The sequence below is a fragment of the Pseudomonas sp. L7 genome (genome assembly GCF_046605565.1).
Lineage (GTDB): Bacteria > Pseudomonadota > Gammaproteobacteria > Pseudomonadales > Pseudomonadaceae > Aquipseudomonas > Aquipseudomonas wayambapalatensis.
Genome location: NZ_CP176784.1, coordinates 1,635,314 through 1,656,613, shown reverse-complemented (window position 1 = coordinate 1,656,613; position 21,300 = coordinate 1,635,314). Strand labels below are relative to the sequence as shown.

The following is a 21,300-nucleotide window of genomic DNA, read 5'->3' as shown; positions in this document are numbered from 1 at the left end:
GGCTGCGGGTTTACCCGCGCAAGTGCCAGCAACGATCTCGAGCAAGGACTCAGCATGAACCACCGTACTGCCCTCGGCGCCCTGCACATCGGCGCGCTGTTCTTCGGCCTTACCGGCGTCTTCGGCAAACTGGCCGCCAGTGCCACGCCCTCGATCATCGTCTTTGGCCGCGCACTCTTCGCGGTGCTGGCCCTGGCCTTGTTCGCCGGCCTCGCCCGCAAGGGTTGGCAGCGACTCAGGGCTCAGGACCTGGGACGTTTGCTGCTTGGCGGCATATTGCTGGCCGGGCACTGGGTGAGCTTCTTCATCGCCGTGCGGGTCGGTGGCGTTGCCATCGCCACCCTCGGTTTTGCCAGCTTTCCAGCGTTCACCGTAATCCTTGAGGGCGTGCTGTTCCGCGAGCGCATCCGGCGCAACGAAGCCGTGCTGGTACTGCTGGTAAGCATCGGCCTGGTGCTGGTCACCCCGGCGTTCAACCTGGCCAGCGAGGCCACGGGCGGCCTGCTTTGGGCCTTGCTGTCGGGCCTGTTGTTCTCGCTGCTGTCGCTGACCAATCGTGCCGGCTCCGGTCGTGTGCCTGCGGTGCAGGCTGCGCTGTGCCAGAACCTGGTGGTCGGCCTGTGCCTCCTGCCCTTCGCGTTGCCGGGCCTGAGTGCCGTGAAACCGATGGACTGGCTGTGGATCGCCCTGCTCGGGATCTTCTGCACCGGGGTGGCGCACAGCCTGTTCGTCGCCAGCCTGGCAGTGATCAAGGCCCGTACCGCCTCGGTGGTGTTCGGCATGGAGCCGGTCTACGGTATTGCCGTGGCCTGGATGGTGTTCGCCGAGACCCCCACCCTGCGCATGCTCGCTGGCGGGGTGCTGATCATCTTCGCCATCGTGCTGTCCAGCCGCCTGTCTGCCGAGCCACCACCACAGCGTGAACGCCTGGCCGAAGGTGCATGATCAACGGTCGTTGTGGCCCAGGTCACGCTGCGGGTCGATCTGGTCGCGCACCCGCTGCTTGAGCACCTTGGCCTCGGGGAAGCCACCGTCGAGCTTGCGCTCCCAGATCTGCGCGCCGTCGCAAGTGATGCGGAACACTCCACCAGTGCCCGGTTCCAGGGCGACTCGCGCGAGATCGTCGGAAAAAGTGCTGAGCAGTTCCTGCGCCAGCCAGGCAGCGCGCAGCAACCATTGGCACTGCGTGCAATACGTGATGACGATTTCGGGTTTGGTATCGGCCATATGAGGACATTTCCTGGTGGGTGAGCCGCTTATACTAGCGGTCTTTGCCCACCGCTTTGAGACTCACGATGCATCATCTGCTGCTATGCCTGTTGCTGGCGCTCACCTCGTTCACCGCCCTGGCCGTGGAGCCACCCCGGCCCAAGGTCGGCCTGGTACTTTCCGGCGGCGCCGCCCGCGGCCTGGCGCATATCGGCGTGCTCAAGGCCCTGGAAGAACAGGGCGTGCGCATCGACGCCATCGCCGGGACCAGCATGGGTGCGGTGGTCGGCGGCCTGTATGCCTCCGGCTACAGCATCGAGGAGCTCGAGCACCTGGCGCGCACCCTCGACTGGCAGCAGGCACTCTCCGACGCCCCGCCGCGCAAGGATGTGCCGTTTCGCCGCAAGCAGGATGACCGTGATTTCCTGGTCAAGCAGAAGCTGAGCTTTCGCGATGACGGCAGCCTTGGCCTGCCGCTGGGTGTGATCCAGGGCCAGAACCTGTCATTGCTGCTGGAAAGCAAGCTGGCGCACACTGCTGACATTCGCGACTTCGACAAACTGCCGATCCCGTTCCGCGCCGTCGCCACCGACATCGCCAGCGGCGAGAAAGTGGTGTTCCGCCGTGGCCACCTGCCTCAGGTGGTGCGCGCCAGCATGTCGATTCCGGCAGTGTTCGCCCCGGTCGAACTCGACGGGCGCCTGCTGGTGGACGGTGGCATGGTCGACAACATCCCACTGGATGTGGTGCGCGAAATGGGCGTGGACATGGCCATCGTCGTCGATATCGGCACCCCGCTGCGCAGCCGCAAGCAACTGGCCACGGTCGTGGACGTGCTCAACCAGTCGATCACCCTGATGACCCGGCGCAACTCCGAGGAGCAACTGGCCAGCCTGCACCGCGACGACATCCTGGTACAACCAGCACTGGCAGCCTTTGGCGTCACCGACTTCGGTCGTGCCCAGGACATGATCGACGCCGGCTACCGCGCCACCCGCGCCCTCGACGCACGCCTGGCGGTGCTGCGCCAGGCAGGCGGCGACAGCCAGTTGGCCGCGGCCCGCTCTGCGCAACAGCGCACGCCCATCATCACGGCGATCAAGGTGGAGAACGATTCAAAGGTCAGCGATGACGTGATCCGCTACTACATCCGCCAACCCATCGGCGAGCCGCTGGAGCTGGAGCGCCTGGAGACCGACATGGGTACCCTCTACGGCCTGGACTACTTCGACCGGGTGCAGTACCGCGTGGTGCACAAGGGCGACGACAACACACTGGTGATCAACGCCCGAGGCAAGCGCGGCGGCACCGACTACCTGCGCCTGGGCCTGAACCTGTCCGACGACATGCGCGGCGACAGTGCCTTCAATCTGGGTGCCAGTTATCGGGTGAATGGCATCAACCGCCTGGGCGCCGAATGGTTGACCCGGGCACAGATCGGCGATCAGCAGGAACTGTACAGCGAGTTCTACCAGCCGCTGGACGTGGGTTCGCGCTACTTTGTCGCGCCGTACCTGTCCCTTGGCTCGCAAAACATCGAAGCGACCCTGGACAACGATCCGGTTGCCGAGTACCGCCTGGAACGCTACGGCTTCGGACTGAACCTGGGTCGACAGATCGGCACCTACGGGGAAGTGCGCCTGGGCGTGGGCAAGGCCTGGGGTGAGGCCGAAGTGCGCATCGGCGACCAGGACCTGCCCAAGGTCAGCTTCAATGAAGGCTTCTACGAATTGAAATACTCCTTCGACACCCTCGACAACGTGTACTTCCCCCACAGCGGCGAGGACATCGGCCTGACCCTGCGCAAGTACGACCGCTCGCTGGATTCAGACACCGACTACCGCCAGTGGCAGTTCAACATCGACAAGGCGTTGAGCTACGGGCCGAACACCTGGGTATTCGGCGGCCGCTACGGCCGTACCCTGGACGATACCGACGTGGTGACCTCCAGCTTCGTGCTTGGCGGCGCTCGTCAGCTATCGGGCTTTCGCCAGGATTCGGTCTCGGGGCAGAACATCAGCCTGATGCGCATGGTCTACTACCGGCGCCTGACACCACGCGCCTACCTGCCGCTGGACTTCCCGCTGTACCTGGGCGGGTCGCTGGAGCGTGGCCGCGCCTGGAACAACGACAACGAGTTCGACAGTGGCTATATCAACGCAGCGAGCATCTTCCTCGGGCTGGACACACCGCTTGGGCCGCTGAACATCAGTTATGGCGCCAACACCGAGCACCAGAAGGCGGTGTACCTGAACCTGGGCCACACCTTCTAGGCTCTGTATGAAAAACCTTGATACTCGGTGATGCTGCGTTGAAAACAGCCTCGGAATGCTCATTTACAACCCGTAAACTCCGCTTCCTCGGCTGTTTTCGCCTTGCCTGACCTTCGTCTCAATGCTTTTCATACAGACCCTAGTACGCGCGAAGGCGCGACATAAAAAAACGGATAGGGCGTGAGCCTCTATCCGTTTTCTCGTGCCGCTGAAGCGTAGTGCTGTGGTCAGGACTTCTCGAGGTTGCCAAGAATCTTCGCGTGCACGCGCATGCACACCTCCAGATCCGCCTCATCGACGCCAGTGAAGAGTTCGGCGCGCAGGGCATTGGCAATGGTTTCGATCTGATCGATGAGCGGTTTTGCAGGCGGGCACAGCAGGATTTTCTTGGCGCGCCGATCTTCCATGACCGCTTGACGACGCACCAGCCCCTGACTTTCCAGGCTGTCGAGCAGGCGCGCCAGCGTCGGGCCCTCGACACCGACACTTTGCGCCAGCTCGCGCTGGGTCGGCGCTTCGTCGAAACGGGCCAGGTGCAACAGCACCAGCCAGCGGGCCTGGGACAGGTTCAGCCCGGCCAGGCGGCGGTCGAGTTCGGCGCGCCAGCCCCGGGACATCTGGGCCAGCTGCATGCCGAAGCGGTGTTGGTTGTCGGTCAGGGGCATAAGCAACTCGATCGATAGAACTAATTATTAGTCAGCTAATCATGCCCCGGAGTATCAGGCAAGGCTCGGCGAGTGGGAAACGTCCGATAATCAACAAAAAGAATGACAAAGGTCAGGAATGACCGGGAAACCCAGCGTTACCGGCGGCACTCTACGCTCACGGCAGCAGGCACTATTGCCTCAGAGCTCGAACTCCGCCGCCAGCGCCGCGCGCACGCAATACAGCACCCCTTCCGGCACGCGCTGGCCAAACTGCGGGGCAATGGCCGAAACCGGCGGCAGTTCACCCTCCCCGTCGAGGAATGCGTCCTGCACCTCCATCATCAACTCTTCTGGCAGGTCCAGCGCCTGCTCCAGGCTCAGTTCCTGGCGCCCGATGGCCTCGGCCAACAGGCTGTAGACGTTCTTCTCGCTGCAGTTCAACTGCCCGGCGATCTGCGCCGGGGTCATGCCGGCGCGGGCCAGGCTGACCAGTTCGTGCCGCAGGTCGAGCACCACCTTCGGTGCCTCCTCGGTGCCGCCGGCGCCGTTGAGCACCTCCAGGAACGCCTGGCCATAACGCTCCAGCTTGCGCGCACCCACGCCACTGACCTGGGCCATGTCGCTGAGACTGGTGGGCTGGCTGCGCAGCATCTCGAGCAACGTCGAATCGGGGAAGATGACATAAGGCGGCACGCTGTGCTCCTCCGCCAGCTTGCGCCGCAGTGTACGCAGCGCCTCCCACAGCTCGCGCTCCTCGGCACGCACCAATTGGCTGGCCGGGCTGCCGCCGCCGCTGCCCGAGGACTTGGCCACGGTCTGCGGCTTGAGATCACGCCGCAGTTGCAGGTTCACCTCGCCTCGCAGCAGTGGCCGGCAGGTGTCGGACAGACGCAGGCCGCCATAGCCTTCGAGGTCGATGTCCACCAGGCCACGGGCAACCAGCTGACGGAACAGCGACCGCCACTCGTGCTCGCCCAGCGCCTTGCCGACCCCGAATACCGACAGCTTCTCGTGACCGAAATTGCGTACCTTCTCGTTATCCTTGCCCATCAGCACATCGACCAGATGGCCAACCCCATAGCGCTGGCCAGTGCGAAACACGGCCGACAGCGCCTGGCGGGCAGGCTCGGTGGCATCCCAGGTCTGTACCTTGTCGACGCAGTTGTCGCAATGGCCGCAGGGCTGCTCGAGCACCTCATCGAAGTAGGCCAGCAAAGACTGGCGCCGGCAGCGCGTCTCTTCGCACAGCGCCAGCATCGCGTCGAGCTTGTGCTGTTCGATACGCTTGTGACGCTCGTCGCCTTCGGAGTTCTGCAGCATCTGCTTGAGCATCACCATGTCCTGCAGGCCGTAGGCCATCCAGGCATCGGACGGCAGGCCGTCACGCCCGGCCCGACCTGTTTCCTGGTAATAGGCCTCAAGCGACTTGGGCAGGTCGAGGTGGGCGACGAACCGCACGTTGGGCTTGTCGATGCCCATGCCGAACGCGATGGTGGCGACCATGATCAGCCCTTCCTCGTTGAGGAAGCGGTGCTGGTTGGCCGCGCGGGTCTCGGCAGCCAGGCCGGCGTGATAGGGCAATGCCGGGAATCCCTGCTCGCAGAGGTAGGCGGCGGTTTCGTCGACCTTCTTGCGCGACAGGCAGTAGACGATGCCGGCGTTGCCGCGCCGCTCGCCGAGAAACGCCATCAACTGCTTGCGCGGCGATTCCTTGGGCACGATGCGATAGAAAATGTTGGGCCGGTCGAAGCTCGACAGGAAACGCTCCGCGCCCTGCAGGTGCAGGCGCTGGACGATCTCCTCACGGGTGCGCATGTCGGCAGTGGCGGTCAGGGCGATACGCGGCACATGCGGGAACAGCTCGGCAAGCTGACCCAGTTGCAGGTATTCGGGGCGGAAGTCATGCCCCCATTGCGACACGCAATGCGCTTCGTCGATGGCGAACAGCGAGATATCCAGGTCGCGCAGGAACTCCAGCATGCGTGGCTGCACCAGGCGCTCAGGCGCCAGGTAGAGCATCTTTACCTCGCCGCGGCGCAGGCGCCCGGCCAGGTCGCGCTGCTGCTCGGGGCTGAGCGTCGAGTTCAGCGCGGCCGCAGCCACCCCCAGCTCATCGAGGGTGGCGACCTGGTCGTCCATCAACGCGATCAGCGGCGAGACCACGACGGTAAGGCCAGGGCGCAGCAGGCCTGGCACCTGGAAGCACAGCGACTTGCCACCCCCGGTGGGCATCAGGACCAGTGCATCGCCCCCGTTGGCCACGCATTCGATGATCGCCGCCTGGCGACCTCGGAAACTGTCGTAGCCGAAGATGTCCTTGAGGACGCGCTGAGCCTGTTCGAGCATTTGCCACTCCAAATCGCCGTACCATCCTGGACACAGGCTGGACGATAAATCCGCCGCGCACACGTCGAATGCGTAAGCGGTTTTTGCCGGGCGGCGCAGAAACGCCAGCCGGCTTGAAAAACCGCGGAGTATACCCGAGTGCCCTGCTCTGCGGCAGGCTCCGGTGACAGACGTTCCCTTTGCCCCGCCGAGGCTGCAAGGTGCTAGAATTCACTATCGTTTATTCCCCAAGGTAGCCCTGTAATGTCCTTCGCCGAGCAACTGACCCGCCTGCAAGCCTTCCTCGACGCCGATGAGCTGCACGAAGAAGCGCTGGACTACGTCGCCGCACACGGCTACCTGACCGCGCTGTCGATCTGTGCCGAGGACGTTCCCGAGCGCGAATGGATCGACGCGCTTTTCGCCGAAGAACCTCACTACGCCAGCGAAGCCCAGCGCACCGAGATCGAAGCGACGCTGGTGGCCCTCAAGGGCCACATCGCTCGCCAACTGGCCAGCGACGAGGAATTCGACCTGCCTTGCGAGCTGGACCTGACCGACGAGCCGGACGATTCCGACCTGCGCGGCTGGTGCATTGGCTTCATGGAGGGCGTGTTCCTGCGTGAAGAGGCCTGGTTCGAGAACGCCGAAGAGGAAGTCAGCGAAATGCTGCTGCCGATCATGGTTGGCTCGGGCCTGTTCGACGAACAGCCTGAGTTCGCCGACATCGCCAGCAACGCCAACCTGCAGGACGACATGGTCGTGCAGATTCCCGAGGCACTGAGCGCGCTGTTCCTGCTGCTGCACGCGCCGGAAGAAAAGCCGGCCCTGCTCAAGCCGCGCCACCACTGATTCGCAGTGGTGCGCTACCTGCTGCTGGCCGTCGGCTGGCTCAGTGTCGCGCTAGGGGTGCTGGGGATCTTCCTGCCGGTGTTGCCCACCACCCCTTTCCTGCTGCTGGCGGCGGCCTGTTTCGCCCGCAGCTCGCCGCGCTTCCACGACTGGCTGGTGAACCACCCCAGGCTCGGACCGTGGATTCGCGACTACCTCAACGGCGAAGGTATCCCGCTCAAGGGCAAGGTCTACGCCATCGGCCTGATGTGGGCGAGCATCGGGCTTTCGAGCTACCTGGTGCCGCTGTTCTGGGCCAGGGCCTTCATGCTCACCAGCGCCGTGCTGGTCACCCTCTACATCCTCAAGCAGAAGACCCTGCGCCATCCGTAACCGGTTACACCGTATCCACCTTCAACGAATGATCGTTGAGCATGCCGCTGATGACGGTCGCGGTATCGTGCCCTGCCGCGATCATGCCCCCCGCTCCCGCCGTCACCCCGTAATGCTGGGCCAGGTCGACGCCGGCAAGATCGATGGTCTGGGTCGCCGCAGCACCCGCCACACTACTGACCTCAATGGTCGAGACCACATTGACCCCACTGCCACTGACCTTGAAGTGCAGGTAGTCATCCAGCGAGGCTGCCGTAGCATTCTCGCCTTGCAGCAATTGCGACAGGTCGAGCCGGTCGCTGCCCGGCGTGAAGTCGGTCACCCGGTCGTGCCCGGTATCGCCTTTCTGCCAGACGAAGGTATCGTTGCCGCTGCCGCCGGTGAGGGTGTCGTTGCCTGGCCCACCAATGAGGATGTCGTTACCGCCACCGCCGATGAGAATGTCGTCCCCCAGGCCACCACTGAGCACATTGTCCCCCTCGTTGCCGATCAGCGTGTCGTTGTAGTCCGAGCCGATCAGGTTCTCGATGCTGACCAGGGTGTCGAGGCCCGCCCCGCCGGTGTTCTGCGCACCGACATGGCCGAGATCGACCGTGACCCCGGCCGTCGCCGACGCGTAGCTGGCGGTGTCATTGCCGGGCCCGCCGTCCAGCAGGTCGTTGCCGGGGCCACCGATCAGCAGATCATCTCCCTCCCCGCCGTACAGGGCATCGTTCCCAGCCCCCCCCACCAGCACATCGTGGCCGGCACCACCGTTCAAGGTGTCGTCGCCATTGCCCGCCAGCAGTACATCGTCGCCTGCCGTGCCCTGCAAGGTGCTACCGGCCTGATAGGTGATGTCCACCGCCCCGGAGGCGCTGCCGCCATGGTTGTCGCTGAGCGTGTAGCTGCCCTGGTAGACCTCGTTCTCGGCATGGCTGTAGTCGATCACCAGGCTCAGCTTGTAGTTCTCCGCCGCCTTGCTGTTGCCCAGGGCATTCTCGCTGTTGATCACGTGAATGCTGTACACACCGTCGTGGCTGGCGGTGAAGCTGCCACCGTCGGCGATCGGCTGATAGCTGCCGTTGGCATCCTTCCACTCCAGCATCAGGTTGCCTGTCGGGCGGTCATGGTCGAGGCTGAGGCTCTCACCCTTGCGCAGGGTCACGGTCAGGGTGTCCTCATCGTTGGCATTGCCGGTGCTGATCGAACCCAGGTACCCAGCAATCACCAAGGCCGCCGTCATGGAGCCCGAGATCGCCGTGAAGTCACTGCGCGCCAGGTCCTTGAGCTGATTCTCGAGCTTGTTGGCGGTGCCATCGAACTTGAGCGTCTGTGCCTGGCTGCCTGCCGTGAAGCCCGCGCCCTTGTCGGCAAAGCCCGTGTTGAAGGTGATGGGCGCAGCGCTCAGGTGGTCGTGATCCGCATCGCTGTCATTGGCCAGCAGCGCCTCGGCCGGTACGGTGACACTGGCACCGGTGATATTGGTGATGATGTGGTCGGCACCCGCCACTGGCGCGCTGTTGCTATTGATCTTCACCATCAGGCTGGCGCTGCTGGTGTCGCCGTCGTTGTCGCTGACAGTGAAGCCGAACTTCTCGACCTGGCTGCTGCCGGTATCCTTCGGCGGCGTGTAGGTAAATTCACCAGTGTCCATGTCCACCAGCAGCGTGCCACCGAGCGCAGTCTTGATCGACAGCGTGTTGCCGCTGGTATCGAAGCTGGCCTTGTCCGGCCCTCCGGCAACGCTGTAGCCCCCCTGCCCAGCATTGGCCTTGGGATCGAAGGTGTAGGTGGTGCCATCGACCAGCAGCGCCTTGATGAAGCCGCCATCGGCACCAAAGTGCCCGCCACTCATCAGGCTGCCGGTGATCGGCGCCCCCTGCACAGTGCCCGACAGCACGGCGCTGAGCTGGCTGAGGTCGGTAACCACCACGGAGCCCGTATCCACATGGCTGCTGCCGTCGTAGGCCAAGGGGTCGAGGTTGGCCTGGTTGACGCCAGTGCCCAAGCCAATGGCGTAGGACTTGATCCCGTTGTTATCGAGGAAGCTTTCCCAGGCCGCTTCGCGCCCCGCTGTCATCGAATGATTGTCAGTGGGCACGCCATCGGAGAAGAAGTAGCTGATGTTCTGCGCCCCCGCGATCTTGCCGCTGGTGACAAAGGCTTCCTGCGCCTTGGTCGCGGCGGAGTCGTAGTAGGTCGAACCGTCGGCGGTCAGCCCGGCGACGATGCTCTTGGCCTCGGCGATCGACACCCAGACCGGCGTCTTGACCCAGGCCCCGGTGGCGAAGGTGACGATTTGCACCTTGATATCGCCCATGTCGTCGTACTTGTCGAGCAAGGCGTTGATCGCCTGCTTTGCCAGGGCCAGACGGCTCAGCCCCTGCACACCAGAGGCAAAGTTCATGCTGCCGGAGACATCGATCACCAGCAGGATATTGGAGTCCACCTGGCCGGGCGTGATGCTGCGTTCGGCGCACACGGCCTTGGGCACATCATCGACGATGGAAATGGCAATGGTACTGGTGACACTGTTGCCCAGCGAATCGGTGGCCTTGTAGGTGAAGTACTCGACAACCCGATTGGCGCCATCGTCCGCACCGCCCGGGGTTTTCGGTGCCGAGGTCAGGGTGTAGGTGTAGGAACCATCGGCGTTGATCTGAATTTGCCCGAACTGGCCGACAGCATTGCCCACCAGGCTATAGGTCAATGCCCCGACACCGCCGCCGACCGAACCCACCAGACTGCCGGAGGCGGTTTCCGCCGTTGAATGCGGGTCACTGCCAGTGACCGTGCCCGCCGCCAGGTCGTTGCCGTCCTTGACCAGGTCCAGCGCCTTCTCGTACACGGTGACGTCACGATCCTCACAAGCCACCAGCTTGCTGTCCTGCACATCGATGGTGATGGTCGTGGTGCTCTCGTCACCATCGGCATCGCGAATGGTGTAGACGAACACGTCGCTAGCGCCGGCCTTGGACACACTGTCAGGGTTGGCGTGATAAGTCGCATTGCCTTGGGCATCGAGGGTCAGGTAGCCGTACTGGCCCATGACCTGACTGCCAAGCTGGCCAATCGCCGAGGTCGAGGTGTCGCTGCCGGCGCGCACGCCGACCACATACTGACCGTCTGCCCGCACATCGGCACCGACAATGTCGTTGTCCAGCACATTGCCGCTGACCACGCCGCCTTCAGTCACACTGGCCACATCGCAATGGGCCTTGGGTACATCGTCGACGATGGTGATGACGATGGTGCTGGTAGTCGAGTTACCTACGGAGTCCGTCACTTGATAGGTGAAGGACTCGGTCAGACTGTTCGCACCGTCATTGACGTTGCCCGGCGTTTTCGGCGCTGAGGTCAGGGTGTAGGTGTAGGAACCATCGGCATTGAGCTGGAGCTGGCCATATTGCCCCGTGGCATTGCCCACCAGGCTGAAGGTCAGCGCGCCAACACCACCACCCACCGAGCCCGCGAGGCTGCCGGACGCGGTTTCCGCTGTCGAGTGCGGGTCACTGCCGGTGACATTGCCTGCGGCCAGGTCGTTGCCATCCTTGTTCAGGTCCAGTGCTTTTTCATACACCTTCACTTCACTGTCTTCGCAGGCCACCAGCTTGCTGTCGTGCACATTGATGGTGATGGTCGTGGTGCTCTCGTCGCCATCGGCATCACGGATGGTGTAGACGAACACATCGGTAGCGCCGGCCTGGGACACGCTGTTGGGGTTGGCATGGTAGGTCGCGTTGCCCTGGGCATCGAGGGTCAGGTAACCGTACTGGCCCATGATCTGGCTGCCGACCTGGCCAATCGCCGAGGTCGAGGTGTCGGAGCCGGCACGCACGCCGACCACGTACTGGCCGTCGCCGCGCACATCTGCACCGACAATGTCGTTGTCCAGCACATTGCCGCTGACCACGCCGCCTTCAGTCACGCTGGCGACATCGCAGTGCGCCTTGGGCACATCGTCGACGATGGTGATGACGATGGTGCCGGTGGTCGAGTTGCCGAGCGAATCTTTCACCTGGTAGGTGAAGGACTCCGTCAGCGTGTTCGCGCCGTCATTGACGTTGCCCGGCGTTTTCGGCGCCGAGGTCAGTGTATAGGTGTAGGAGCCGTCGGCATTGAGCTGGATCTGCCCGTACTGACCTGCGGCGTTGCCTACCAGGGTGAAGGTCATCGCCCCGATACCACCACTCACCGCCCCCGCCAGCGAGCCCGAGGCCGTCTCGCCCGGGGAGTGTGGATCGCTGCCGGTAACAGTGCCTGGCGCCAGGTCATTGCCGTCCTTCACCAGATCCAGCGCCTTCTCGTACACCGTCACGCCGCCATCAGGCGTTGCGACCAACGAGCAGTCGTGGATATCAATGGTGATGGTGGTGGTGCTCTCGTCACCGTCGGCATCGCGGATGGTGTAGACGAACACATCCGTAGCACCAGGCGGCGCGACACTGTCGGGGTTGGAGTGATAGGTCGCGTTACCCTGAGCATCGAGGGTCAGGTAACCATACTGGCCGACCACCTGGACGCCCAGTTGGCCGATGGCCGAGGTGGAGGTATCAGCGCCTGCGCGAACCCCGACCACGTATTTGCCATCGGCCACCACATCGGCGCCGAATACATCATTGACCAGCACGTTGCCACTGACCGTGCCGCCCTCGAAGACATTGGCAAAATCGCTGTGCGCCTTGGGCACGTCGTCAACGATGGTGATGACGATGGTGCTGGTGGTCGAATTGCCCAGCGAATCCTTCACCTCGTAGGTGAAGCTCTCGGTCAGACTGTTCGCCCCATCATTGACGTTATCCGGCGATTTCGGCGCCGAGGTCAGCGTGTAGGTGTAGGAACCATCGGCATTGAGCTGAATCTGGCCATACTGGCCCACCGCATTGCCCACCAGCGTAAAGGTCAGCGCACCGACGCCACCGCTCACGGAGCCCGCCAGGCTACCGGAGGCGGTTTCGCCAGTGGAACTCGGTGTGCTGCCGGTGACAGTGCCCGGCGCCAGGTCATTGCCGTCCTTCACCAGGTCCAACGCCTTCTCGTACACCGTCACGCCGTCGTTGGGCCCGGCGATCAGCGAGCAATCCTTGACGTTGATGGTGATGGTCGTGGTGCTCTCGTCACCGTCGGTGTCGCGGATGGTGTAGACGAACACATCGGTGGCACCGGCCGGCGCCACGGCATTCGGGTTGGCATGGTAGGTAGCATTGCCAGCGGCATCGATGGTCAGGGTGCCATACAGGCCCCCGATCGCGGTATTGAGATTTCCGATGGCCGAGATCGAGGTGTCGGACCCCGCCCGCGCGCCCACCACCACATTGCTGGTCCCAGCCTGGTCGGCGCCCAACTGATCGTTAAGCAGCACGTTGCCGCTGACCGTGCCACCCTCCACCACGCTGGCCGAATCGGGCTGCGCCTGGGGTACGTCGTCGACGATGTTCACATCCAGCGTGGCCGTGGCGCTGCTGCCATCGGTGTCCTGGGCGATCACGCTGAAATGCTCGCTCAGGCTGTTGATGCCCTCGCCCGCAGGATGGCCTTCGTTACCGAGCAAGGTGTAGCTGTAGCTGACCACGCCGGTGGCCGGGTTGTAGCCGGTGATGGTCAGGGTGTTGCCCAGCGCGGTCGTGATCGACTGCGGGAAACCCGCCACGATGCCGCCGCTGACCACGCTGATGCCACCGACACTCAGGGTCTGCAGGCCGTCCGGTGCATTGACGGTAAAGCTGCCACTCTGGGTCAGGGCGGTGCTGTCCGGCGCACTGCCGTTGCTCAAGTGTTTCTCGAAGACCGTCAGCTCACCGCCCTTCACATCCAGGCCACCGAGGGTTACCGGATCGTCGAGGTTGGTGATGTTCAGGGTCAGGGTCGCACTGCTGGTGTCACCGTCCGCATCCGTCAGGGTGTAGGTGAAGGTCTCGACGCCATGTCCGCCACCGTTGAGGTTCTTGAAGTCCGCATCCTTGGGGTTGAGCGTGTAGGTGTAGGAGCCGTCCGCAGCAAGCACCAGGGTGCCGTAGGTTCCGACGTAGGTACCGGCCACCACGGGGCCGCCGACCACCCGATCGGCGCCCTGGACGTCGTTGTCCAACACATTGCCGGTGAGCTGGGTGTGCTGCTCGGTGGCGGTGACCGCGTTGGTATCGTTGACCGCCGTGGGCACATCGTCGCGAATGATCACGTCCAGCGAGCCACTGGCGACGTCGCCATCCGTGTCGCTGACCAGCACCGGGAAATGCTCGCCGAGTTCATTGCTGCCCGCCCCGTCCGGATGGTGCTCGGCGCCGGTGAGGGTATAGCTGTAGCTGACGACACCCGTGGACGGGTTGTAACCGGTGATGGTGAGGACGTTGCCAAGGCCCGTGGTAATGGACTGGCCCACACCGGTCACCACACCGGCAGTCACCACGTTGATACCGCCGACGCTGAGGTTGAACACACCATCCGGCGCGACCACGGTGAAACTGCCGGATTGGGTCAGGGCTGCCGGGTTGCTGGCCGATCCCAATGGCAGGTTTGCCTCGTTGAGGGTCAGTTCGGCGGGGCTCAGGTCCAGCCCGCGCAGGGTGACAGGATTGTTCGGCGGTGTAACGGGAGGATTCACAGGTGGATTGATCGGCGGGTTTACAGGGGGATTGACCGGCGGATTGAGCGGCGATCCGAAGGGCCCTGCGTTGTTGTCGGCGTCCAGGGTGCCGATGTAACGGTTGGCCAGTTCCGGAATACCGTTGAAGCCGGCGGTGGGGAAGCCGATGGTCGGATCGACCCGTCCGGCCACCTCGGTCAGCAACACGAAACTGTGCCCGCCCCCCAAGGCCCCAGGCGCTCCGTTGGCGCCAGGCCCGGCGGCGGGTGCTTCGCCCTCCTGCGTCGGGTCGGCACCTGCGGCAATGGCTTGCTGCAGACGCTCGACATCGCTGAGCTGCGCCTGGCTGGGAAGCGGATCAGGAGCTTGTACGTGGGGAGCACGGTTGGCCAAAAGGTCCGGGGTCATTTCCAGGCTGCTGCCTCGTCCCAACGTCAGCTCGGCGCCGTTGTGCAAACGTACAGCCACAGCACCGGCGGCTCCGGTTTCCAGTTGCTCGCCTGCGAACAGGCGGTCGCCCTCCACCAGCATGCGCTTGGCACCGTCGCTGCCCACCGCGAATACCTGGCCTATGACCTTGCTGACCACGCCAATTGATTTAGCCATGAACGCACGCCTCCCCTGCCGATTGGCTTTCTGCAGTGGCGGACGGGCCAGGTAATGCGGGAAGCGATCCTTTGCGGGGTCTCGCGTCTGTCACAAGGGTGAGAAATCGCCTTCACCAAGACAGCTCAACGCGTGCGGTAGTGGGAATTGGCCATTATTATAATGCCAATTTTTTGTCGCCAAATTCCGCCGTCGTTGTCCTCTCCAGGGTCCTTAGCTGCAAAAAATCTGGAACTTTCTCCGAAGCCCGGAAATCAGGTACTGCAGCCGATTTACCCGGGCGCTTGAATAGAACAATGTCTCGGTTTGCTTAGACCGCATAAGTTTTTTTTCGCATAGACCTTATGAAAAAATCTTCTTAGCTTGCCCGTTAAATGTTCTTAGCTCTGTTGTTACAAACCTGAAACTGTTTCAACTCAATTTTTCGTCATTTTTTTGGCGAATCGCAGGACTTTTTTTAAGACCAGGGAGAAGTACCCCATGCGCGTGTTAACCCCCATCACCAGTGCGATCCTGTTGGCCATGGCCTGTGCCAACGCTCAGGCGATGTCGATCACCGAGGCTGTCCAGAGCGCCGTGGACTACCACCCTCAGATCAGTTCCAATCGCAACAGCAAGCTGTCGGCCGATGAGGATGTGAAGTTCGCGCGCGGAGGCTACTACCCCAGCGTCGACCTGGTGGCCGGTTATGGCCGCCAGCGCTCGGACAACCTCAATACGCGCGGCATCAACCCCGACGGCACGCGCAACCACAACAAGGAAACCCTCAACTACACACAGTCCGAGCTGCGCCTGCGGCAGATGATCTTCGACGGCTTCAACACCGCCAACGAAGTCGGGCGCACCGAATCGGTGGCCACCTCGCGCGCGTACTACACCCAGGCCATCGCCCAGGATGTCGCCCTGCGCGCCATCGAGGTGTACCTGGAAGTGCTCAAGCGCCGTGAGCTGGTGACCCTGGCCAAGAACAACCTGCAGGCACACCTGCGCGTCAACGACCAGATCGGCCTGCGCAGCGAGCGCGGCGTGGGCAGCACCGCCGACCTCGACCAGTCCCGCGCCCGTCGCGCCCTGGCGGAAAACAACCTGGACACCGCCGAGGTCGACCTGGCCGACGCCGAGGCCAACTTCTACAGCGTCATCGGCCGCCAGCCGGACGAACTGGAAACGCCGACTTCGATCAAGATCCAGATGCCCGGCACCCTCGATGAAGCCCGCCAGGGCATGCGCGAGAACAACCCGTACCTCAAGTCCGCCCAGGCCGATGTCAACGCTGCAGAGAAACAGTACGAAGTGGCCAAGTCGCCGTTCTATCCACGCCTGGACGCAGTGCTGGCCACCGGTGCCAACAACAACCTGGGCGGCGAGCGCGGCCACAGCAACAACGACTGGCAGGCCGGCGTCGAGCTCAGCTACAACCTGTTCCGCGGCGGCAGCGACAAGGCGCGCCTGCAGTCCGATGCGCACAAGATCAACCAGGCCATGGACATCCGCAACAACGCCCTGCGCGAGCTCACCGAGAACCTGAGCCTGGCCTGGAACGCCATGAACAACGCACGCAAGCAGACCCCCAGCGCCCGTGAATACGCCGAGACCACCCAACGCGTGCGTGGTGCCTACCAGGACCAGTTCGGCCTGGGCCAGCGCACCCTGCTCGACGTGCTCGACAGCGAGAACGAGCTGTACAACGCCAACCGTCGCTACACCGAGGTGCGCTACACCGAAGAGTTTTCCATGTACCGGGTGCTGGCGACCATGGGCGAGTTGCTGAGCAAGCAGCGCATCTCGCTGCCACCGGAAGCCATCGCCAAGACCGAAGTGCGCAATGAGGCGCAGTTGCCCGATATGCGCTAGGCCCTGCGAAAGGCGGCTGTAGCCCCCTGCAGCCACTTCCCGTCCACCGCGGCAGGAGTAGGCCATCGTGACCAGTATGCAAAGCACGCAGCCCAACCTGGCTGCGGATGATCCATTGCTCGATGGCCTGCTGATCCTGTGCAAGGTTCATGGGTGCCCGGCCAGCCGCGCCAGCCTGTGTGCCGGCCTGCCGCTGGCCGACCAGCGCCTGAGCCTCGAACTGCTGCCCCGAGCCGCCGCACGCGCCGGGCTGCAGGCGCGAGTACTGCGCCGCGAGCTAGGCGCGATCAGCCCGCTGAACCTGCCGGTACTGTTGCTGCTTGGTGACGGGCGCAGCGCCGTGCTGCAACGCTGGAGCGAAGATGGACGGGCGCTGATACTGCCGTGCGAGGCCGAAGGTGGCGAGCAATGGGTCGAGCGCCAGGCGCTGGAGCAGGCCTACAGCGGGCAAGCCCTGTTCGCCCGCCCGCGACATACCCTCGAAGACCTGCGTACGCCACTGCTGCCACGGGTCGAAGCCTGGTTTCGCGACACCCTCAAGCATTCACGCTGGCTGTACAGCGATGCCCTGCTGGCCAGCCTTCTGATCAACCTGCTCGGGCTGATGGTGCCGCTGTTCGTGATGCAGACCTACGACCGCGTGGTGCCCAACCAGGCACTCTCGACCCTGTGGGTGCTGGTCATCGGCCTGTTCATCGGTACCGCCTTCGAGCTGGTACTGCGCATGGTCCGCGCGCACCTGCTGGACCAGGCCGGCAAGAAGACCGACCTGATCCTGTCCGCCACACTGTTCGAGCGCATCACCGGCATGGCCATGAAAGCACGTCCGGCCAGCATCGGCGGCTTCGCCCAGAGCATCCACGACTTCCAGGGCCTGCGCGAATTCCTCACCGCCGTCACCCTGACCAGCATCATCGACCTGCCCTTCGTGGTGCTGATGCTGCTGGTGATCGGCCTGCTCGGCGGCTGGCTGGTGCTGATCCCGCTGGTGGCCTTCCCGCTGGCGGTGGGTGTGGCGTTGTTCATCCAGATGCGCCTGCGCGATACGGTGCAGAAAAGCCTGAGCCTCGGCGCCGTGCGCCAGGCCTTGCTGATCGAAACCCTTGGCGGCCTGGAAACCCTCAAGGCCTGCGGCGCCGAAAGCGAACGCCAGTATCTGTGGGAACACACCAACGGCGCCATCGCCCGTCTCGACGCCCATGCCCGCAACCTGTCGGCCCTGGCCAGCAACGGCACGCTGTTCATCCAGCAGTTCTGCGGCATGGCCACCATCGTCGCGGGGGTCTACTCGATCATCGCCGGCAGCCTCAGCGTGGGCGCCCTGGTCGCCTGCTACATGCTCGGCAGCCGGGTGCTGGCGCCGCTGGGCCAGATCGCCGGGCTGATCACCCGCTACCAACAAGCGCAATTGACCATGCGCAGCACCGACGCACTGATGAGCTTGCCGCAGGAGCGCCAACCCGGCCAGCAGGCACTGGAGCATACGGCGCTGCAAGGCGGCCTGGGCATCAGCCACGTGACCTTCCGCTACCCCGGCCAGGTTGCCGCTGCCCTGAACGACATCAACCTGTCGATCAAACCCGGGGAGCGCATCGGCATCATCGGCCGCAGCGGTTCGGGCAAGAGCACGCTCGGGCGGTTGTTGATGGGGTTTCATCACCCTGACGAAGGCCAGGTGCTGCTGGACAACCTCGACCTGCGCCAACTGGATATTGCCGACCTGCGCAACCAGCTGGGCTATGTCGCCCACGACATGCCCCTGCTGGCAGGCAGCCTGCGCGACAACCTGACCTTGGGCGCACGCCACGTCAGCGATGCGCGCATGCTCGAAGTCGCCGAGCTGACCGGCGTCAGCGAACTGGCCCGCCAACATCCGCAGGGCTTCGACCGCCCGCTGGGCGAGCGTGGCCAACTGCTCTCCGGCGGTCAGCGCCAGGCCGTTCTGCTGGCCCGCGCACTGTTGCTGGAGCCGCCGATCCTGATCCTCGACGAACCCACCAGCCACATGGACAACAGTAGCGAAGACCAACTGCGCCAACGCCTGCTGGCCTGGGTGCCCGGCAAGACCCTGCTGCTGGTCACCCACCGCAGCTCGATGCTCAGCCTGGTGGATCGGCTGGTGGTACTGGACAACGGCAAGGTGGTGGCCGACGGGCCGAAGGACGCGGTGATCGACGCCCTGCGCAAAGGCCGTGTCGGCGCAGCCCTGTAAACGACGTCAAGAACGGCGCTGCCAGAGGCTCCGTGGTTTTCATCGGAGGTAGACATGCCCCTCAGCCAAAGCGTTCGCAGCCATCTCGCCGGCGCCGACAAGCATGCCGAGCGTGACTACATGCCGGAGCTGGCCGGCGCCACCCTGCAGGACTCGCCGCGCCTGTCGCGCATCACGGTGTGGCTGGCAGCAGCGCTGTTGCTGGTGGCCCTGGTCTGGGCCAAGTTCGCCGTGCTCGACGAGGTCACGGTCGGCGAAGGCAAGGCCATCCCCTCGAGCAAGGTGCAGGTGATCCAGAACCTCGAAGGCGGCATCGTCACCGAGATCTTCGTGCGCGAAGGACAGATGGTCGACAAGGGCGCCACCCTGCTGCGCCTGGACGACACCCGCTTCAAGTCGAACAAGGGCGAGAGCGAAGCCGACCGCTACGCCCTGACCGCACAGGTCGAGCGCCTGTCGGCCGAATCCGAAGGGCGCCCCTTCGCGCTGTCGGACGAAATTCGCGCCAAGGCACCGCAGGTGGCCGAAGACGAAATCGCCCTCTATCAGTCGCGTCAGCGCCGGCTCACCAGCGAGAAGCAGACGCTCAACGAACAACTGCGGCAGAAGACCCAGGAGCTCGCCGAATTCCGCTCCAAGGTCGATCAGTACCGTTCAGCGGTAGGGCTGCTGCAGCAAGAGCTGGACATGTCGTCGCCACTGGTGAGCAAAGGCGCCATTTCTCCGGTGGAGATCCTGCGTCTCAAGCAGCGCAGCGTCGAAGCCCGCGGCCAACTGAACGCGACCAACCTGGCCATTCCTCGCGCTGAAGCGGCCATTGCCGAGATTCGCAGCAAGATCCAGGAGTCCGAGGCGAGTTTTCGTTCCGACGCGGCCAAGGAGCTCAATGACAAGCGCACGGAATTGTCGAAGATCACCGCCACCAGCATCGCCATCGACGACCGGGTCAACCGCACCACCGTGGTGTCGCCAGTGCGTGGCATCGTCAAGCTGCTCAAGGTCAACACCATCGGCGGCGTGGTCCAGCCCGGCAGCGACCTGGTGGAGATCGTGCCGATCGAGGACAACCTGCTGATCGAGGCCAAGGTGCGCCCGCAGGACGTGGCGTTCCTGCATCCGGGGCAGGTGGCGATGGTCAAGTTCAGTGCCTACGACTACACCATCTATGGCGGGCTCAAGGCCAAACTCGAGCTGATCAGCGCCGACACTGTCACCGACGACAAGGGCAATGCGTTCTACCTGATCCAGGTGCGCACCGAGAAGAACCATTTGGGCGGGGACAACAAGCCGCTGCTGATCATCCCGGGGATGACCGCGACGGTGGACATCATCACCGGGCAGAAGAGCGTGCTGGATTACCTGCTCAAGCCGGTGATGAAGGCCAGGACCGAGGCGATGCGCGAGCGGTGAGGGTCGTGAGATTGGGGGGGCCTTTTCGCGGGCAAGCCCGCTCCTACAGGGGCCCCACAGCATTCAGAATGCTATGGGGCAGTCCAATTTGTGGGAGCGGGCTTGCCCGCGAAAAGGCCCCCGCCAATCCGTCATCCTTGCCCATGATTCCGAGCAAAGGTCTCAGCCCCCATGGCGCTGATCTGCCCCTCGATCAATGCCTCGAACGGTCTGAGCAATTCATCGAAATTCGCGGGCTGTTCCAACCCATTCAACACCTGCACCACCGCCTCCAAGGTCGACAGCGCACCCTCCTCCGGCGCCTTGCGCAGCCGGTAACGCGAGGGCTGCACCTGGCCGAGCGTCACCCGCGGCAAGCCCTCCAGCAGCGGGTTGAGGTACAGCAGCTTGCGTGCCTTGCGCCAGGTCCCGTCTGGGACGATCAGCAGCAGCGGCAACGCATCGCCTTCGCCATAGGCCGACACCACCTCGGCCTGCTCGCCCGGGAACAACAGCGCCGGACGATAGCCGGGGGTGGCCAGCAGTGCAGGAAGATCCTCGAAGACTTCGCCAATCACCAGCTCGGCATTGCGCAGCCCCAACGCAGCCAGGCGGGCGGTGTTCAGGGCGTGGCTGGTTTCACTGGGGTGCTGCAGCAGGACTACGCGGGTGCGGCTGTCGAGTGACGGGATCAGTGGGCAAAGGCAATGGGCGAGCGGACGCTGGCAGCGCTCGCAGCGGGGTCTGGGCATGGGGGTCTCCGTTGGCGGAGGGATTTTGCCATATGCCGGGACTATATGCCGGAAATCGGGGGCCGCGTTGCGGGCCATTCGCGGGACAAGTCGGGACGCCGAACCGCCGCTCCCACAGGACAGCACCGCATTCGAGGCATGTGATGTACTTGTGGGAGCGGGCTTGTCCCGCGATGGGCCGCGCAGCGGCCCCAGGATCAGTGCAGCTACACAGAATGCACGGGGCTGCTACGCAGCCCTTTCG

The 21,300-nt window shown here is 63.9% G+C and carries 12 protein-coding genes; 7 read left to right on the top strand and 5 right to left on the bottom strand.

The genetic code is table 11. The features are described from left to right. The first annotated feature begins 54 nt into the window (after positions 1–54). Positions 55–945: a DMT family transporter gene (locus ACK3BK_RS07770; RefSeq protein ID WP_186710084.1), complete on the top strand. Its 891-nt coding sequence runs from the start codon at positions 55–57 to the stop codon at positions 943–945. Here ACK3BK_RS07770 and ACK3BK_RS07765 read toward each other — a convergent pair whose 3' ends face one another. After that, positions 946–1,227, bottom strand: coding sequence for a SelT/SelW/SelH family protein (locus tag ACK3BK_RS07765; protein ID WP_186666844.1), 282 nt, complete (start codon positions 1,225–1,227; stop codon positions 946–948). It abuts the gene before it with no gap. 68 nt (positions 1,228–1,295) lie between these two features. Here ACK3BK_RS07765 and ACK3BK_RS07760 point away from each other — a divergent pair, with 68 nt between their 5' ends. Next, entirely contained in the window at positions 1,296–3,482 is a 2,187-nt protein-coding gene (locus ACK3BK_RS07760) for a patatin-like phospholipase family protein (protein WP_186666845.1), read from the top strand. 227 nt (positions 3,483–3,709) lie between these two features. On the opposite strand, the gene ACK3BK_RS07755 is transcribed toward ACK3BK_RS07760, so the two are convergent. Then, positions 3,710–4,147, bottom strand: a complete 438-nt coding sequence (locus tag ACK3BK_RS07755; protein ID WP_186666846.1) for a MarR family transcriptional regulator — start codon at positions 4,145–4,147, stop codon at positions 3,710–3,712. 180 nt (positions 4,148–4,327) lie between these two features. Next, positions 4,328–6,475, bottom strand: a complete 2,148-nt coding sequence (gene recQ / locus ACK3BK_RS07750) for a DNA helicase RecQ (RefSeq protein ID WP_186666847.1) — start codon at positions 6,473–6,475, stop codon at positions 4,328–4,330. Positions 6,476–6,718: 243 nt separating this feature from the next. On the opposite strand from recQ, the gene ACK3BK_RS07745 reads away from it, so the two are divergent. After that, complete coding sequence (locus ACK3BK_RS07745; protein WP_186666848.1) at positions 6,719–7,306, top strand: YecA family protein; 588 nt, start codon at positions 6,719–6,721, stop codon at positions 7,304–7,306. 9 nt (positions 7,307–7,315) lie between these two features. Next, positions 7,316–7,678: a YbaN family protein gene (locus tag ACK3BK_RS07740; protein ID WP_186666849.1), complete on the top strand. Its 363-nt coding sequence runs from the start codon at positions 7,316–7,318 to the stop codon at positions 7,676–7,678. 4 nt (positions 7,679–7,682) lie between these two features. Here the strand turns inward: ACK3BK_RS07740 and ACK3BK_RS07735 are convergent, their stop codons facing one another. After that, entirely contained in the window at positions 7,683–14,849 is a 7,167-nt protein-coding gene (locus tag ACK3BK_RS07735; protein WP_411384050.1) for a retention module-containing protein, read from the bottom strand. Between the two features lie 480 nt (positions 14,850–15,329). Between ACK3BK_RS07735 and ACK3BK_RS07730 the strand changes: the two genes are divergently transcribed. From ACK3BK_RS07730 to ACK3BK_RS07720, 3 genes are all read left to right on the top strand, one after another. Further along, positions 15,330–16,703 carry a TolC family outer membrane protein gene (locus tag ACK3BK_RS07730; RefSeq protein WP_186710091.1) on the top strand — a complete coding sequence of 458 codons (1,374 nt, stop codon included), beginning with the start codon at positions 15,330–15,332 and terminating at the stop codon, positions 16,701–16,703. Positions 16,704–16,779: 76 nt separating this feature from the next. Further along, entirely contained in the window at positions 16,780–18,915 is a 2,136-nt protein-coding gene (locus ACK3BK_RS07725; RefSeq protein ID WP_411384453.1) for a type I secretion system permease/ATPase, read from the top strand. Positions 18,916–18,969: 54 nt separating this feature from the next. Further along, a complete protein-coding gene (locus ACK3BK_RS07720) occupies positions 18,970–20,325 on the top strand; it encodes an HlyD family type I secretion periplasmic adaptor subunit (RefSeq protein ID WP_186710093.1) in 1,356 nt (451 codons plus the stop codon). Between the two features lie 131 nt (positions 20,326–20,456). Here ACK3BK_RS07720 and ACK3BK_RS07715 read toward each other — a convergent pair whose 3' ends face one another. Next, a complete protein-coding gene (locus ACK3BK_RS07715) occupies positions 20,457–21,056 on the bottom strand; it encodes a tRNA-uridine aminocarboxypropyltransferase (protein ID WP_411384049.1) in 600 nt (199 codons plus the stop codon). Between the last annotated feature and the right edge of the window lie 244 nt (positions 21,057–21,300).